Below are 16,784 nucleotides of genomic sequence, written 5' to 3' on the forward strand. Positions count from 1 at the left end.
TGCTGCGGCAGTTAGCCGCGCAGGTCGCCAAGGCGCGCCTGCAGCAGGGTCAGCAGGGCAATCGTCGCGGTTTCCGTGCGCAAGGTGCGTGGCCCCATGCGGATGCCGGTAAACCCGCTGGCATGCGCCTGATCCCTCTCCTCGGGCGTCAGCCCACCCTCGGGGCCGACATAGAGCACGACGGCCGGCAGCGGGCCTGGCTGGGCCTGCAGGCATTGATCCAGCCCGGAACCGTCGCCATCTGCCAGCAGTCGCAGTCCCTCGGGGAGGTCGCTCAGGACCTGGTCCGGGGGCAGGGCGTCGTGCAATGCGGGCAGTTCATTGCGCCCGCACTGCTCCGCGGCCGCCTGCAGGATGCCCTGCCAGTGGCGCTGGCGCTTTTCCAGGCCCTTGTGCGCCGCCGCCGAGCGCGAGCGTTCGCAGAGTACCGGCCGGATGGAGGCCACACCCAGTTCCACGGCCTTCTGGACCGCCAGGTCCATGTGGTCGCCACGGGCGACTCCCTGGAGGAGGTGGATCGGGAATGCGGGCCAGGTCGGCGCGGCGGCCCGCTCGCCCAGATGAAAGCTGCCGTGGCGGCGATCAGTGAGTTCGAGGGTGGCGTGGAATTCGTTGCCGCAGCCGTCGAACACGCGGCAGGAGGCGCCGCTCTTGAGCCGCAGGACCGTGGTCGCGTAATGCAGGCGATCCTGCGGGGCGGGGAGGGACTGCCCCGCGGCCAGTGGCTCGGAATCCAGCAGTAGCCGGGGGCAGCGCATGCGGCGTTATTTCCGGTTGGCGAGGTCCAGGGCCTTCCAGATCTGTTCGGTCGGACCGGCCTGGTTCATCGAATAGAAGTGGATCCCGGGAGCGCCCTTGTTCAGCACGTCATCGGTCAGACGCGTGGCAACCTCGATGCCGAATTTGCGGATCGACTCCTTGTCGTCGCCGTAGGCCTCCATCCGCTTGCGGATGTAGCGCGGGATTTCGGCGCCGCACATCTCGGAGAAGCGTACGATCTGGGTGTAGTTGGTGATCGGCATGATCCCGACGATGATCGGGATGGTGATGCCCATCTTTTCCACCCGCTCCATGAAGGCCTCGTAGGCGTCCACGTTGTAGAAGTACTGGGTGATCGCGGCGTCGGCGCCGGCATCCACCTTGGTCTTGAAGTTCTGCAGGTCCTTCTCGGCGTTCGGAGCCTGCGGATGGAACTCCGGATAGGCCGCGACCTCGATCTTGAACTGGTCGCCGAACTCGGCGCGCACGAACTCGACGAGTTCGGAGGCGTAGCGGAAGTCGCCGCCGGAGTTTCGGGTGCCGGACGGCAGGTCACCGCGCAGCGCGACGATGCGGTTCACTCCGATGTCGCGGTAGCTCGACAGCAGCTCGTGCAGCTCGCCCTTGGTCGAGGAGATGCAGGAGACGTGCGGAGCGGCCGGGATGCCGTCCTTGTTGATGATGTCCCGAACCGTCTCGAGAGTGCGGTCGCGGGTGGAGCCGCCGGCCCCGAATGTGACCGAATAGAACTCGGGATTCAGGGCGCCCAGACGCTTGCGGGCCTTGGCCAGTCGTTCGGCCCCGGCCTCGTCCTTGGGCGGGAAGAATTCAACGCTGTAGACGCGTTCTTGTGCAGGCATGTTTGTCCTCCAGACAAAAAGAAGGCGGACCGCACGAACATGCGGCCCGCCCCGGCGTTCACATTAACAACGAATTGAAATGTGAGGCTGGCCGATCAGTAGCGGTAGTGTTCCGGCTTGAACGGGCCATCCACCGGCAGACCCAGGTACTTGGCCTGTTCGTCAGTCAGGCGGGTCAGGTTGGCACCCAGCTTCTTCAGGTGCAGCTGCGCGACCTTCTCGTCCAGGTGCTTCGGCAGCACGAAGACGTTCTTGTCGTACTGGTCACCCTTCGTCCACAGCTCGATTTGGGCCAGGGTCTGGTTGGTGAAGGAGTTGGACATCACGAAGCTCGGATGACCGGTGCCGCAGCCCAGGTTCACCAGACGGCCTTCGGCCAGCATGATGATCCGGTTGCCGTTCGGCAGGATGATGTGGTCAACCTGCGGCTTGATGTTCTCCCACTCGTACTTGCGCATCGCGGCCACGGCAATCTCGGAGTCGAAGTGACCGATGTTGCAGACGATGGCCTGGTCCTTCATGCGGGTCATGTGATCTTCGGTGATCACGTCCTTGTTACCGGTGGCGGTAACGAAGATCTCGGCCTTGTCGGCGGCCTCGTCCATCGTAACCACGCGGAAGCCTTCCATGGAGGCCTGCAGGGCGCAGATCGGGTCGATCTCGGTGATCCACACGGTGGCACCGAGGCCGGCCAGCGACTGGGCGGCACCCTTGCCGACGTCACCGTAACCGGCGACCACGGCGATCTTGCCCGCGATCATCACGTCGGTGGCGCGCTTGATGGAGTCCACGGTGGACTCGCGGCAGCCGTACAGGTTGTCGAACTTGGACTTGGTGACCGAGTCGTTGACGTTGATCGCCGGGAAGGCCAGCTCGCCGTCCTTCGCCATCTGGTACAGGCGATGGACACCGGTGGTGGTCTCTTCGGTCACGCCCTTGATCTTGGCGAGCTGCTCGGAGTACCAGGTCGGCTGCTTGGCCAGACGATCCTTGATCGAGGCGAACAGGGCGACTTCTTCTTCGTTCTCCGGGTTGGAGATGACGGACGGGTCCTTCTCGGCCTTGGCGCCGATGTGCAGGAGCAGCGTGGCGTCACCGCCGTCGTCCAGGATCATGTTGGCGCCGCCGTCGAATTCGAAGATGCGGTGGCAGTAGTCCCAGTACTCTTCCAGGGTCTCGCCCTTCACGGCGAAGACCGGGGTGCCGTTGTCGGCAATCGCGGCCGCGGCGTGGTCCTGGGTGGAGTAGATGTTGCAGGAGGCCCAGCGCACGTCGGCACCCAGGGCTTCCAGGGTCTGGATCAGCACCGCGGTCTGGATGGTCATGTGCAGGGAGCCGGCAATCTTGGCGCCCTTCAGCGGCTTGGAGGCCGCGAACTCTTCGCGGGTCTGGATCAGACCGGGCATCTCGGTCTCGGCGATCGCAATTTCCTTGCGGCCGAACTCGGCAAGGTTGATGTCCTTGACGACGTAATCGGTCGTTTTCTTGTCGTTCATCACAGCATTCATGGATTAACTTCTCCGTTTATCTGGATGAGCGCCGTGTTCATATTTCAGGGGGCATCCGGCTGAGCCTGACGGTAAAACCGCTGCAGCGCTCCTCAGCCGGATGGGTATTTCGCTTACAAAATGTCGGGCGCTCTTAGAGGCCCGCCATCTTCTTAAGTTCCTCGGCCTTGTCGGTGCGCTCCCAGGGGAGGTCGACGTCTTCGCGGCCGAAGTGACCGTAGGCGGCGGTCGCCTTGTAGATCGGGCGCAGCAGGTCCATCATCTGGATCAGGCCCCACGGGCGCAGATCAAACACTTCGCGGACGAAGCCTTCGATCTTGCGGTCGTCGACCTTGCCGGTGCCAAAGGTATCGACGGTGATCGAGGTCGGCTCGGCCACGCCGATGGCGTAGGAGACCTGGATCTCGCACTTGTCGGCCAGGCCGGCGGCGACGATGTTCTTGGCCACGTAGCGGCCGGCGTAGGCAGCGGAACGGTCCACCTTGGACGGGTCCTTGCCGGAGAACGCGCCACCACCGTGACGGGCCATGCCGCCGTAGGTGTCGACGATGATCTTGCGGCCGGTCAGGCCGGCGTCGCCCACGGGGCCACCGATCTCGAACTTGCCGGTCGGGTTGATGTGGATCTTGTCATCGGAGACCTGGCTGAGCCACTCGTTCGGCAGCACCTGCTTGAAGATCTCTTCGTAGATCGCTTCCTTCAGGTCCTTCTGCGAGATGTCCGGGCTGTGCTGGGTGGACAGGACCACCGCATCCAGGCCGGCCGGCTTGCCGTCTTCGTAGCGCAGCGAGACCTGGGACTTGGCGTCCGGGCGCAGCCACGGCAGCTTGCCGCTCTTCATCAGTTCGGACTGGATACGCACCATCTTGTGGGCGTAGAAGATCGGGGCGGGCATCAGCGTATCGGTTTCGCGCGCGGCGTAGCCGAACATCAGGCCCTGGTCACCGGCACCCTGGGTGGCGCGGTCGGAGACGTCGCGGTCCACACCCATGGCGATGTCCTGGGACTGTTCACCCAGCACGTTCAGCACGGCGCAGGTCTTGCCGTCGAAGCCGACGTCGGAATCGTTGTAGCCGATCTCGCAGACCGTCTCGCGCACCAGGCGCTCGTAGTCGATCTGCGCGCCGGTGGTGATCTCGCCCAGCAGCATGACCATGCCGGTCTTGGTGGCGGTCTCGCAGGCGATACGGGCATGCGGGTCCTGCGCGATGATGGCGTCGACGATGGTGTCGGAGACCAGGTCGGCCATCTTGTCGGGATGGCCCGCGGAAACGGATTCCGAGGTGAAGATGTAATCGTTGGACATTAGGCGTTCCTTTGTGGGTCGTTTCGATTTAGTTTTGCGCAAAACGACCAGTACTGTAACGCAACTCGCCGGATTTTTCTAAGCCCCTACCCGCCAGTGGACGGGCGATCCGCGTGCCGGCGGGCGGCCAGGGCGCGGCGTGACGCGGTCTGCGGGCGACTTGCCCCGCCGCGCGAAAGTGGCCAAAATGCACCGCCTTTGATGGGGAGCGCCGTCCGCCGCGCGTTCGCGTGGCCGGAAAAGGGGCGACGCTCCCGCAGGCTGCTCGGGCCATGTTGTGCCCTCGGAGCGCCGGCCGGTACCGGTAAACCTCGATCGGCCGACTCGTCCGGGTCGGCCGCCGCTGGCGCCTCGCGCCGCTGCCCGCCATCAGCCGAACCCAATACTACTTAGAGCAGGAGATCAGCATGCCGACCCGTAGAGAGCTTGCCAACGCCATCCGCGCCCTGTCGATGGACGCGGTCCAGAAGGCCAATTCCGGTCATCCGGGGGCGCCCATGGGCATGGCAGACATCGCCGAGGTGCTGTGGAACGATTACATGCAGCACAACCCGGCGAACCCGCACTGGCCGGATCGCGACCGCTTCGTGATGTCCAACGGCCACGGTTCCATGCTGGTCTATTCGCTGCTGCACCTGACCGGCTACGACCTGCCGATGGACGAGATCAAGCAGTTCCGTCAGCTGCATTCCAAGACCCCGGGTCACCCGGAATACGGCTACACCGCTGGTGTCGAGACCACCACCGGCCCGCTGGGTCAGGGGATCTCCAATGCGGTCGGCATGGCGCTGGCCGAGAAGATGATGGCCGCGCACTTCAACCAGCCCGGGCACAACATCGTCGACCACAACACCTACGCCTTCCTTGGCGACGGCTGCATGATGGAAGGGATCTCCCACGAGACCTGCGCGCTGGCCGGGACCCTGGGTCTGGGCAAGCTGGTCGCCTTCTGGGATGACAACGGCATCTCCATCGATGGCGAGGTCGAGGGCTGGTTCACCGACGACACCCCGGGTCGCTTCGAGGCCTACGGCTGGCACGTGGTGCGCGGCGTGGACGGCCACGACGCCGATGCGGTCAAGGCCGCAATCGAAGAGGCGCGCAAGGAAACCGGCAAGCCGAGCCTGATCTGCTGCAAGACCGTGATCGGCTTCGGCTCCCCGAACAAGTCCGGCAAGGAAGAGTGCCACGGTGCCGCCCTGGGTGACGACGAAATCGCGCTGACCCGCAAGGAGCTGGGCTGGGAGCACGCCCCGTTCGAGATCCCGAACGACATCTACGCCGGCTGGAGCGCGAAGGACAAGGGTGCCAAGGCCGAGGCTGAGTGGAAGGAGCGCTTTGCCGCCTACCAGAAGGCGCATCCGGAACTGGCCGCCGAGTTCGAGCGCCGCCTGTCCGGCGAACTGCCCGCCGACTGGACCGAAAAGGCCAACGCCTACATCAAGCAGACCATCGAGAAGGCCGAGAAAGTCGCCTCGCGCAAGGCTTCGCAGAACGCGATCGGCGGCTACGCCCCGGCCCTGCCGGAGCTGCTGGGCGGCTCCGCCGACCTGGCCGGTTCCAACCTGACGATGTATTCCGGCTCCAAGGGTGTCAGCAAGGACGATGCCGCCGGTAACTACGTCTACTACGGCGTGCGCGAGTTCGGCATGGCCGCGATCATGAACGGCATCGCGCTGCACGGCGGCTTCATCCCGTATGGCGGCACCTTCCTGATCTTCTCCGACTACGCCCGTAACGGCATCCGCATGTCCGCGCTGATGAAGCAGCGGGTGATGTACGTGCTGACCCATGACTCCATCGGTTTGGGTGAAGACGGCCCGACCCACCAGCCGATCGAGCAGACCCCGAGCCTGCGCCTGATCCCGAACCTGGATGTCTGGCGTCCCTGTGACGCGGTCGAGACCGCCGTGGCCTGGAAGGCCGGCATCGAGCGCACCGACGGCCCGTCCGCGTTCATTCTGTCGCGCCAGGGCCTGCCGCACATGGAGCGTGACGGCGAGCAGCTGGCCAACATCGCCCGCGGTGGCTACGTGCTGAAGGACTGCGATGGCACCCCGGACGTGATCTTCATCGCCACCGGTTCCGAGGTCGAGCTGGCCGTGCAGGCCGCCGACGTGCTGAACGGCGAAGGCAAAAAGGCGCGCGTCGTCTCCATGCCCTGTGTCGAGCTGTTCGACAAGCAGGACCCGGCCTACCGCGAGGCCGTGCTGCCCGGTGCCGTGCGTGCCCGCGTGGCCATAGAGGCCGGCGCGACGACCACCTGGCACAAGTACACCGGCCTCGACGGCGCGGTGTTCGGTCTGGATCGCTTCGGCGAGTCCGCCCCGGGTGGCGCCCTGCTCGACTACTTCGGCTTCAAGCCGGAGAACGTCGCCCAGGTTGCGCGTGACGTGCTGAAGGGCTGAGTCCGCAACGATTTCGCTTAAGCAATAGAGAGGAGACTTCCATGTCTATCAAGGTTGGTATTAACGGCTTCGGTCGTATCGGTCGCATGGCCTTCCGTGCCATCGCCAAGGACTTCCCGAACCTGCAGGTGGTCGGCATCAACGATCTGCTGGATCCGGAATACCTGGCTTATATGCTGCGCTACGATTCCGTGCACGGTCGCTTCGAAGGCGATATCAGCGTCGACGGTGACCACCTGGTGGTGAACGGCAACCGCATCCGCCTGACCGCCGAGAAAGACCCGGCCGCACTGAAGTGGGGCGACATCGATGCCGACATCGTGATCGAGTCCACCGGCCTGTTCCTGACCGCCGAGACCGCCCAGAAGCACCTGGACGCCGGCGCCAAGAAGGTGGTGATGTCCGCGCCGTCCAAGGACGACACCCCGATGTTCGTCTACGGCGTGAACCACGCCACCTACGCCGGCCAGAACATGGTCTCCGCCGCCTCCTGCACCACCAACGCCCTGGCCCCGGTGGCCAAGGTGCTGAACGACACCTGGGGCATCAAGCGTGGCCTGATGACCACCGTGCACGCCGCCACCGCGACCCAGAAGACCGTTGACGGGCCGTCCATGAAGGACTGGCGCGGCGGCCGCGGCATCCTGGAGAACATCATCCCGTCCTCCACCGGTGCGGCCAAGGCCGTGGGCAAGGTGCTGCCGGAACTGAACGGCAAGCTGACCGGTATGGCCTTCCGTGTGCCGACCTCCGACGTCTCCGTGGTCGATCTGACCGTGGAGCTGAACGGCGACGCCAAGTACGACGACGTCTGCGCGGCCATGAAGAAGGCCTCCGAAGGCGAGCTGAAGGGCGTGCTGGGTTACACCGACGAGCTGGTCGTTTCCACGGACTTCCGTGGCTACACCGCCCCGTCCGTGTTCGATGCCGGCGCCGGCATCCAGCTGGACCCGACCTTCGTGAAGATCGTTGCCTGGTATGACAACGAGTACGGCTACACCTGCAACATGCTGCGCATGGTGGAGCACGTCGCCAAGTAAGGCCGAACGGCCGGGTCCCTTGCGGGGCCCGGCCGTTTCCCTTCCCGGGCAGAGGCCTGGGGCGAGCCCCGAACGGGGCTGGCCCGAAGCCTTTTTCTTTCCAAACGTATTTCGAGAGGTACTCCCATGTCCGTCATCAAGATGACCGATCTCGACCTGCAGGGTCGCCGCGTGCTGGTGCGTCAGGATCTGAACGTCCCCGTCAAGGACGGCAAGGTCACGTCCGATGCCCGCATCCGTGCGAGCCTCGAGACCGTGCAGAAGGCGCTGGACGCCGGTGCCGCGGTGATGCTGATGTCGCACCTGGGCCGCCCGACCGAGGGCGAGTTCTCCGAAGAGAACTCGCTGGCCCCGGTCGCCGAGCACATGGGTGGCCTGCTGGGCCGCGAGGTGCGCCTGGTGCGGGATTACCTCGATGGCGTGGACGCCAAGCCGGGTGAAGTCATCCTGCTCGAGAACGTCCGCTTCAACGCGGGCGAGAAGAAGGACGACGAGGCGCTGGCGAAGAAGTACGCCGCCCTCTGCGACGTGTTCGTGATGGATGCCTTCGGCACCGCCCACCGCGCTCAGGCCTCGACCCACGGTGTGGCGAAGTTTGCCCCGCAGGCCTGCGCCGGCCCGCTGCTGGCCAAGGAACTCGAGGCCCTCGGCAAGGCCCTGGAGACCCCGAAGCGCCCGCTGGTGGCCATCGTGGGTGGTTCCAAGGTCTCGACCAAGCTGACCGTGCTGGAGTCGCTGTCCCAGGTCGTCGATCAGCTGATCGTCGGTGGTGGCATCGCCAACACCTTCATCGCGGCCCAGGGCCACGGTGTCGGCAAGTCGCTGTACGAGGCCGATCTGGTCGACGAGTCCAAGCGCCTGATGGAGGCGGCCCGCGCCAAGGGCGGCGAGATCCCGGTGCCGACCGATGTGACCGTGGGCAAGGAATTCTCCGAGTCCACCCCGGCCGAGACCAAGTCGGTGGATGCCGTGGCCGATGACGACATGATCTTCGATGTCGGCCCCGAGACCGCCGCCACCTATGCCGAGGCCCTGCGCAATGCCGGCACCATCGTCTGGAACGGCCCGGTCGGCGTGTTCGAGTTCGATCAGTTCGCCGGCGGCACCAAGGCCCTGGGCGAGGCCATTGCCGAGAGCAATGCGTTCTCCATCGCCGGTGGCGGCGATACCCTGGCCGCGATCGACAAGTACAATCTGGCCGATCGCATCAGCTACATCTCCACCGGCGGTGGCGCCTTCCTCGAGTTCCTCGAAGGCAAGACCCTGCCGGCCGTGGCCATGCTGGAAGAACGGGCAAAGGGCTAATGCCTGCTGCCCGCGCCCCTTACGGAGAGACGCGCGGATGAGACGTACCAAGATCGTTGCCACCCTCGGGCCGGCCACGGATACCGACGAGGGCATGGAGGCCATCATCCGCGCCGGCGTGGATGTGGTCCGGCTGAACTTTTCGCACGGCGACCCGGATGACCATCGCCAGCGGCTCGCGCGCCTGCGTGCCGCCGCTGGGCGTGTGGGCCGCTGCGTCGGGGTCCTCGGTGACCTCCAGGGCCCGAAGATTCGCATTGACCGCTTCCAGCAGGGCAAGGTGCATCTGGAAGAGGGTGCGCCGTTCGCGCTGGACGCCGAGCTCGACCGCGACGCCGGCGACCAGACCCAGGTCGGCCTGACCTACAAGGAGCTGCCGGCCGACGTGCATCCGGAAGACATTCTCCTGCTGGATGACGGCCGGATCGTGCTCAAGGTCACGGCGGTCAACGGCAGCCGGATCGAGACCACGGTGGAGGTCGGTGGCGAGCTGTCCAACAACAAGGGCATCAACCGTCAGGGCGGCGGTCTGTCCGCCCCGGCGATCACGGACAAGGACCGCGAGGACATCCGCCTGGCCGCCGAGCTGCAGGTGGACTACCTGGCCGTCTCCTTCCCGCGCTCCGCGCAGGATTTGCACCTCGCGCGCAGCCTGCTGAAGGATGCCGGCTGGGAGGCCGGGATCTGCGCGAAGATCGAGCGTTCCGAGGCACTGGAGGTGATCGACGAGATCATTTCGGCCTCGGAGGTGATCATGATCGCCCGCGGCGACCTCGGCGTGGAGATCGGCGATGCCGAGCTGCCGGGCGTGCAGAAGACCCTGATCACCCGGGCGCGCACGCTCAATCGTCTGGTCATCACCGCGACCCAGATGATGGAGACCATGATCCAGAATCCGATCCCGACGCGGGCCGAGGTCTTTGACGTCGCCAACGCGGTGCTCGACGGCACCGACGCGGTGATGCTCTCCGGCGAGACCGCGACGGGTCGCTATCCGGCGCGGGTGGTCACCAGCATGGACCGGATCTGCGAGGCGGCGGAACGCCAGCGCGCAGCGCGCCAGTCGGATCACCGCATGGATTCGACCTTCGGGCGGGTGGACGAGGCCATCGCGATGGCCACGATGTATACCGCCAACCACCTGGATGTGGCCGCGATCGCCGCGCTGACCGAATCCGGCGCCACTGCCCTGTGGATGTCGCGGATCAGCTCCGGCATCCCGATCTACGCGCTGACCCAGCACGAGTCCACCAGTCGTCGCATGACGCTGTACCGCGGGGTCTATCCGGTGATCATCAGCCCCATCCCCGAAAGTCACGAGAGCCTGAACCGTGAGGCGGTGAACTTGCTCGAGGCCGAGGGCGTCGTGCAGGATGGCGGGCTGGTTATCATTACCAAGGGTGATCTGCAGGGCGAACATGGCGGCACCAATGCCATGAAGATCGTGCGCGTCGGCGAGATGGCCTGATCGCGCAGCGCGCGCCCGGCACGCAACCACTTACAGACTTTCTTCTACCTCAGTCCGAATCCCGTTAAGGAGGAATCCATGGCACTGATCTCACTTCGCCAGCTTCTGGACCATGCCGCCGAGCATGGCTATGGCATGCCGGCCTACAACGCCAACAACATGGAACAGGTCCACGCGATCATGGAAGCGGCCGCCGCGGTCGACTCCCCGGTGATCATTCAGGCCTCGGCCGGCGCCCGCAAGTACGCCGGCGAGCCCTTCCTGCGCCACAACATCATCGCCGCGATCGAGCAGTACCCGGACATCCCGGTCGTGCTGCACCAGGATCATGGTTCCGAGCCGGCGGTCTGCCTGCGCTCCATCCAGTCCGGCTTCAGCTCGGTGATGATGGACGGCTCCCTGATGCCCGACATGAAGACCCCGGCCACCTACGACTACAACCGTGACGTGACCGCCAAGGTCTCCGAGATCGCGCACGCCTGCGGCGTGTCCGTGGAAGGCGAGCTGGGCTGCCTGGGTTCCCTGGAAACCGGCATGGCCGGCGAAGAAGACGGCTCCGGCGCCGAAGGCAAGCTGTCCCACGACCAGCTGCTGACCGACCCGGACGAGGCCGCCGACTTCGTGAAGAACACCAAGTGCGACGCCCTGGCGATCGCCATTGGTACCTCTCACGGCGCCTACAAGTTCACCCGTCCGCCGACCGGTGACATCCTCGCCATCCAGCGCATCAAGGAAATCCACAACCGCATCCCGGATACCCATCTGGTGATGCACGGTTCCTCCTCGGTGCCGCAGGAGTGGCTGGAAATCATCAACAAGTACGGCGGCGACATGGGCGAGACCTATGGCGTGCCGGTTGAAGAGATCCAGGAAGGCATCAAGCACGGCGTACGCAAGGTCAACATCGACACCGACCTGCGCATGGCCTCCACCGGTGCGGTGCGCAAGTTCCTCGCGGAAAACCCGAAGGAATTCGACCCGCGCAAGTTCCTGAAGGCCTCCACCGCGGCCATGAAGGACATCTGCCAGGCCCGTTACGAGGCCTTCGGTTGCGCTGGCATGGCGTCCAAGATCAAGCCGATCTCCCTGGACGACATGGTCAAGCGTTACCTGTCTGGCGAGCTGGATCCCAAGGTCAACTGATCTTGCGGAAGGCAGCACGAAAAAGGGGGCTTCGGCCCCCTTTTTTTGTGCCATGATGCCGCCATCAGAACCCCGTTATGGAGGATTCCTCGATGCACCGCAGGATGCCCCAGCTTCTTGCCCTCATGCTGTTCCTGGCGTTCGCCGGCGCGGCCCAGGCCAATCCGTTCAGCCGCGAGATCGATCCGCAGGACATCATCGATCGCGCCCAGGCCACGGTCCAGAACATGGCCACCCACCCCGAGTACGAGGCCCTGAAGGCGGACCTGCGCGATGCCCGTGGCGTGGTGATCTTTCCACGGGTCGCGCGCGGGGCCTTCCTGATCGGCGGCTCCGGTGGCATCGGCGTGTTTCTCGCCTGGGATGACGAGCGCGGCGACTATTCTCCGGTGGGCTTTTATTCGCTCGGCTCGGTGAGCTTCGGCATGCAGTTCGGTGGCGATGCCGCCGAGGTCGTGATGGTCGCGCGCACCCAGGACGCGGTGGACTCGATGTTCGGTTCCGCGATCCGCCTGGGCGGGGATGCCTCGGTCGCGGCCGGTCCGGTGGGTGCGGGGCGCAGTGCCACGCCCACGGCCGACTTCCTGTCGTACTCGCGTGCGCGAGGGGCCTATCTGGGCATGAGCCTGTCGGGCTCGCGCATGAGCGTGCGCGACGACTTTAATGAGGCCTATTACGGGGAATCGGTGCGTCCGGTCCACATCATCGAGACCCGCCGGGTGGACCGCGAGGGGACCCGCGAGCTGCGCGAGACCCTGGCCGCTTTTCGCAGTGATGCCGCGTCCGGCAGCGAGGCGCCGGCCCGCGATCAGGGGCGTGACATGGCCCCGGTGGAGTCGATTCGGCCGGACAATTTCGAGGTCGAGAGCTTCTGAACCATTGATCCGCGGGAGATCCCTTCCGCGGCCTCGATGATCGGCGCCGAGGTGAACCTGCGCAGAGCGGTTCGGTTGTCCAGACGCGGGTCCGTGTCCGCCCGGCGCCGGTTCAGTACGATCCCGGCCAGTTCCAGGCCGCGGCGTTCCAGCGCCTCCAGCGTCAGCAGGCAGGTGTTCAGCGTGCCCAGGCGATCCTCGGCCACCAGCAGCACCGGCAGCCCCAGGTGGGTGGCCAGATCGGCGTTCAGGCCGTCCGCGCACAGCGGCGAGTAGAAGCCCCCGGCGCCCTCCACCAGCAGTGGTCCGATATCCGCCGCGATCCCGTCCCCGACACAGGCCGCGACCAGCTCCGCCAGGGTCAGGCGTACGCCCTGGTTTGCCGCGGCCTGATCCGGGGCAATGGCGTCGGGGAAGCGCCAGGGGGTCACCTGCGCCAGGGCCGTGTCGGGCAGCCCGGCGGCGCGGGTCAGGGCCGCGCCATCCTCGGGGAACAGCGCCCCCGCGCGTTCCGGGCAGCCGGATTCCACCGGCTTGCGGGGCAGCGGCGCCAGGCCCCGCTCGTGCCAGTACTGCAGCAGGGCGCAGCCGACGAAGGTCTTGCCGACGCCGGTATCGGTGCCGGTGACGAACAGGCCTCGTGCCGCGCCGTTCATACGTCCCGGGTCAGGCGCTCCAGGGCCTCGCGGTACCGCGCGGCGGTCTGCTCCACCACCGCCGCCGGCAACTCGGGGCCGGGCGCCTGCTTGTCCCAGTCCAGGGTCTCCAGGTAGTCGCGCACGTACTGCTTGTCGAAGGACTCGGGGCTGCGCCCCGGCGCGTACTGGTCGGCCGGCCAGAAGCGCGACGAGTCGGGGGTCAGCACTTCGTCGATCAGGTGCAGGCGGCCACCGGCATCCACCCCGAACTCGAACTTGGTATCGGCGATGATGATCCCGCGCTCGGCGGCATACGCGCGCGCCATGGCGTAGATCTCCAGGGCCGCGCTGCGTACCTGTTCGGCGCGCTGCTGGCCGATGGTGGCGACTACCGCGTCGAAGTCGATGTTGGCGTCGTGCTCACCCACCGCGGCCTTGGTGCTCGGGGTGAAGATGGCCTCGGGCAGACGCGATGCCAGCTCCAGGCCGCCCGGCAGCGGGATCCCGCATACCGCGCCGGTCGCCTGGTAGTCCTTCCAGCCCGAGCCGATCAGGTAGCCGCGCACGACCGCCTCCACCGGCAGGGCCTCCAGGCGGCGGATCACCAGGCTGCGTCCTTCCAGCGGCGCCCGCGTCGCCGGGTCGGGGATCACCTGTTCCAGCGGGATGTCGGTCAGCTGGTTGGGGATCCCCAGTTCGCGTTCCACCTTGTGCATCCAGAACTGGGTGATCTCGGTCAGCACCCGCCCCTTGTCGGGGATCGCGGTGGGCAGGATCACGTCGAACGCGGACAGACGGTCGGTGGTGACCATCAGCCAGTGATCGGCATCCACCGCGTAGAGATCGCGCACCTTGCCGCGATGGACGAGTTCCAGGTCGGGGATGTGGCTTTCAAGCAGGGTATCGGTCATGCCGCGATTCTACCGGGCGCGGCCCCTGTACACCACGGCGCCGGGAAGAGCCCGGTCAGAGGCGATCGACAGGAAGACTGGAAGAATGGAAGGTTTTATTTGGGATCGAAAACAGGGTCCGAAGTGGCGTCCTCGACCCATCATTTCTTCCATTCTTCCCTTCTTCCTGTTGAATGCCTTTCGCACTTGAGTCGGGGCTTCGGAGGGGGTGTGGCTTGTCGGTTGGGGCCGGGGTCGCTATCGTTCGGGCCATGACTGAGACGGCAGGCAATATCGCGCCGCGCGTGGGCGTGGTGATGGGGAGCACCTCCGACTGGGCGACCATGGAGCGCGCGGTGGATGTGCTGGAGGAACTCGGGGTCCCGTTCGAGGCGCGCGTGGTCTCCGCTCATCGCACGCCAGACCTGCTGTTCGAGTATGCCGAACAGGCGCGTGGCCGCGGGCTGCAGGCGATCATTGCCGGTGCCGGCGGCGCCGCGCACCTGCCGGGCATGCTCGCCTCCAAGACCTCGGTCCCGGTGCTCGGCGTCCCGGTCGCATCGCGCCACCTGAAGGGGCAGGACTCGCTGCTGTCCATCGTGCAGATGCCGCGCGGCATCCCGGTGGCGACGTTCGCGATCGGGGAGGCCGGGGCCGCCAACGCGGCGCTGTTTGCCGCCGCGATGCTGGCCAATCACGACGCCGCGCTGCGCGAACGCCTGGATGCGTTTCGCCACTCCCAGAGCCAGGCCGTACTCGGACAGACCCTGCCGCCGGAACCGTCATGATCCAGCCCTCCGCGACTCTCGGGCTGCTCGGTGGCGGGCAGCTCGGCCGCTATTTCGTGCAGGCCGCGTTGAGCATGGGCTATGGCGTATGGGTCCTCGACCCCGACCCCGACAGCCCGGCCGGCCGCATCGCGACCCGGCACCTGTGCCAGGGGTTTGACGACCCGGCTGCGCTGGAGGCGCTGGCTGGCGAATGCGCGGTCATCACCACCGAATTCGAGAACATCCCGCGCGCCAGCATCGACTGGCTGGAGGCGCGCGTACGGTTGTGTCCCGGCTCCCGCGCCCTCGCGATTGCGCAGGACCGGCTGGCGGAGAAGGATTTCCTTGGCGAGATCGGCATCGCGGTCGCGCCGTGGCAGGCCCTGCGCGCGGGCGCCGCGACCCCGGTGACGCCGTCGGGAGGCGCTACCCCGGCCTTCCCGGCGATCCTGAAGACCGCGCGCATGGGTTATGACGGCAAGGGCCAGGTACGTCTGGCACGGGCCGAGGATCTGGCCGCGGCGCACACCGAACTCGGGTCGGTGGACTGTGTGCTCGAACAGCAGGTGGAGCTGGAGCGCGAGGTCTCGGTAATCGTGGCGCGGGGAGCCGCGGGCCATGTCGAGGCCTTCCCGCTGGCCGAAAACAGCCACTGCGACGGCATCCTCCATCTCAGCCGGGTCCCGGCCCGGGTCGACGCGGCCGTGCGCGAGCGGGCGACGGCCATCGCCCGCATGATCGTCGAGCGTCTGGAGTACCAGGGTGTGCTGGCGGTCGAGTTCTTCCTGACCGTGGCCGGCGAACTGCTGGTCAACGAGATCGCGCCGCGTCCCCACAATTCGGGGCATTACAGCCTCGATGCCTGCACCGTCAGCCAGTTCCAGCAGCAGGTGCGGGCCGTCTGTGACCTGACGCTGGCGCCGGCGCTGCTGACCACTCCGGTCGCGATGGTGAACCTCCTCGGTGATCTGTGGCCGGACGGCGCCTGCCCGGACTGGAGTCCGGTGCTGGAGGCCGGCCGCGCCCGGCTGCACCTGTATGGCAAGGCGGTCGCGCGGCGCGGGCGCAAGATGGGGCATGTAAACGTCCTCGGCCTGCCCGGCGAGGGCGATGCCACGGCCGTGGCCTCCAGCGCCGAGGGGCTGTGGCAGGCGCTGGCGGATGCCGCGGCTCGGCCGTCCGCGGAGGCCGAGGCATGAGCGCGGCCTTTCCCGACGTCCATACCCGCCGTGCCCGCCAGGCGGAGCTCAAGCGTGACCTGGAATTCGAGGACACCCTGGCCGGCGAGCACCTGCGTTTTCGCACCACCTGGGGGCTGTTCTCGCCGCGTCGCATCGACGATGGCACCCGCATGCTGCTGGAACGCATGGAGGTGCACGCGGACGACGATTGCCTGGACCTGGGCTGCGGTTATGGTCCGATCGGCCTGACCCTGGCGCGCAAGGCCCCGCAGGGCCTGACTACGCTCGTGGATACCAATTACCTGGCCGTGGAATACAGCCAGCGCAATGCCGAGGCGAACGGCATCCGTAACGTGGAGTGTTTGACCAGCAACGGCTTCTCGCGCATCCGCGACCGGCGCTTTGACCTGGTGACCTCCAACCTGCCGGCCAAGGTGGGGCGCGAGATGCTGCAGACCTACCTGCTGGACGCCCACGAACAGATGAACCCCGGTGGCCGCATCTATGTCGTAACCATTACCGGTTTGCGGCGTTTTATCGAGAAGGGGTTCAAGGACGTGTTCGACAACTACGACAAGGTCAAGCAGGGTCGCGAATACACCGTCGCGGCCGCCGTGCGCGAGCCCGACTGAG

At 66.3% G+C, this 16,784-nt stretch carries 15 protein-coding genes and 1 riboswitch; of the genes, 9 read left to right on the forward strand and 6 right to left on the reverse strand.

The genetic code is table 11. The annotated features are described in order from the left end of the window. Positions 1-11: 11 nt before the first annotated feature. From D000_RS0101525 to metK, 4 genes are all read right to left on the reverse strand, one after another. A complete protein-coding gene (locus tag D000_RS0101525; RefSeq protein ID WP_018871788.1) occupies positions 12-758 on the reverse strand; it encodes a 16S rRNA (uracil(1498)-N(3))-methyltransferase in 747 nt (248 codons plus the stop codon). Between the two features lie 6 nt (positions 759-764). Then, on the reverse strand, positions 765-1,619 hold the full coding sequence (gene metF / locus D000_RS0101530; RefSeq protein ID WP_018871789.1) for a methylenetetrahydrofolate reductase [NAD(P)H]: 855 nt from the start codon (positions 1,617-1,619) through the stop codon (positions 765-767). 95 nt (positions 1,620-1,714) lie between these two features. After that, positions 1,715-3,127: an adenosylhomocysteinase gene (ahcY, locus tag D000_RS0101535; RefSeq protein ID WP_018871790.1), complete on the reverse strand. Its 1,413-nt coding sequence runs from the start codon at positions 3,125-3,127 to the stop codon at positions 1,715-1,717. A 19-nt stretch (positions 3,128-3,146) separates the two neighbouring features. After that, positions 3,147-3,227: riboswitch (S-adenosyl-L-homocysteine riboswitch) on the reverse strand. Between the two features lie 33 nt (positions 3,228-3,260). Continuing rightward, positions 3,261-4,433, reverse strand: a complete 1,173-nt coding sequence (gene metK, locus D000_RS0101540; protein WP_018871791.1) for a methionine adenosyltransferase — start codon at positions 4,431-4,433, stop codon at positions 3,261-3,263. Between the two features lie 407 nt (positions 4,434-4,840). Between metK and tkt the strand changes: the two genes are divergently transcribed. From tkt to D000_RS0101570, 6 genes are all read left to right on the forward strand, one after another. Beyond that, complete coding sequence (gene tkt, locus D000_RS0101545) at positions 4,841-6,841, forward strand: transketolase (RefSeq protein WP_018871792.1); 2,001 nt, start codon at positions 4,841-4,843, stop codon at positions 6,839-6,841. Positions 6,842-6,882: 41 nt separating this feature from the next. Next, entirely contained in the window at positions 6,883-7,881 is a 999-nt protein-coding gene (gene gap / locus D000_RS0101550; RefSeq protein ID WP_018871793.1) for a type I glyceraldehyde-3-phosphate dehydrogenase, read from the forward strand. Between the two features lie 126 nt (positions 7,882-8,007). Next, positions 8,008-9,186 carry a phosphoglycerate kinase gene (locus D000_RS0101555; RefSeq protein WP_018871794.1) on the forward strand — a complete coding sequence of 393 codons (1,179 nt, stop codon included), beginning with the start codon at positions 8,008-8,010 and terminating at the stop codon, positions 9,184-9,186. A gap of 37 nt (positions 9,187-9,223) precedes the next feature. Further along, entirely contained in the window at positions 9,224-10,654 is a 1,431-nt protein-coding gene (gene pyk / locus D000_RS0101560; RefSeq protein ID WP_018871795.1) for a pyruvate kinase, read from the forward strand. A gap of 78 nt (positions 10,655-10,732) precedes the next feature. Continuing rightward, complete coding sequence (gene fba, locus D000_RS0101565; protein ID WP_018871796.1) at positions 10,733-11,797, forward strand: class II fructose-bisphosphate aldolase; 1,065 nt, start codon at positions 10,733-10,735, stop codon at positions 11,795-11,797. Positions 11,798-11,901: 104 nt separating this feature from the next. Next, positions 11,902-12,672 (forward strand): lipid-binding SYLF domain-containing protein, encoded by a 771-nt coding sequence (locus D000_RS0101570; RefSeq protein WP_155999192.1) that lies wholly within the window; start codon positions 11,902-11,904, stop codon positions 12,670-12,672. Here the strand turns inward: D000_RS0101570 and bioD are convergent. Together bioD and D000_RS0101580 are read right to left on the reverse strand one after the other, a co-directional pair. Then, the gene (gene bioD, locus D000_RS0101575) at positions 12,606-13,328 is read right to left on the reverse strand and encodes a dethiobiotin synthase (protein WP_018871798.1); all 723 of its coding nucleotides are present in this window, start codon (positions 13,326-13,328) and stop codon (positions 12,606-12,608) included. The genes D000_RS0101570 and bioD overlap by 67 nt on opposite strands. Beyond that, on the reverse strand, positions 13,325-14,221 hold the full coding sequence (locus D000_RS0101580; protein WP_018871799.1) for a phosphoribosylaminoimidazolesuccinocarboxamide synthase: 897 nt from the start codon (positions 14,219-14,221) through the stop codon (positions 13,325-13,327). Before D000_RS0101580 ends, bioD begins: the two co-directional genes overlap by 4 nt. A gap of 251 nt (positions 14,222-14,472) precedes the next feature. Here D000_RS0101580 and purE point away from each other — a divergent pair, with 251 nt between their 5' ends. From purE to D000_RS0101595, 3 genes are read left to right on the forward strand one after another with little or no spacing between them, the layout of a single operon-like run. Then, positions 14,473-14,988 (forward strand): 5-(carboxyamino)imidazole ribonucleotide mutase, encoded by a 516-nt coding sequence (gene purE / locus D000_RS0101585; RefSeq protein WP_018871800.1) that lies wholly within the window; start codon positions 14,473-14,475, stop codon positions 14,986-14,988. Then, entirely contained in the window at positions 14,985-16,169 is a 1,185-nt protein-coding gene (locus D000_RS0101590) for a 5-(carboxyamino)imidazole ribonucleotide synthase (RefSeq protein ID WP_018871801.1), read from the forward strand. The genes purE and D000_RS0101590 overlap by 4 nt, the downstream gene beginning before the upstream one ends. Continuing rightward, positions 16,166-16,783 carry a class I SAM-dependent methyltransferase gene (locus D000_RS0101595; RefSeq protein ID WP_018871802.1) on the forward strand — a complete coding sequence of 206 codons (618 nt, stop codon included), beginning with the start codon at positions 16,166-16,168 and terminating at the stop codon, positions 16,781-16,783. Before D000_RS0101590 ends, D000_RS0101595 begins: the two co-directional genes overlap by 4 nt. Position 16,784: the final 1 nt, after the last annotated feature.

Origin of the sequence: Thioalkalivibrio sp. ALJ16 (genome assembly GCF_000377345.1) — a bacterium.
Lineage (GTDB): Bacteria > Pseudomonadota > Gammaproteobacteria > Ectothiorhodospirales > Ectothiorhodospiraceae > Thioalkalivibrio.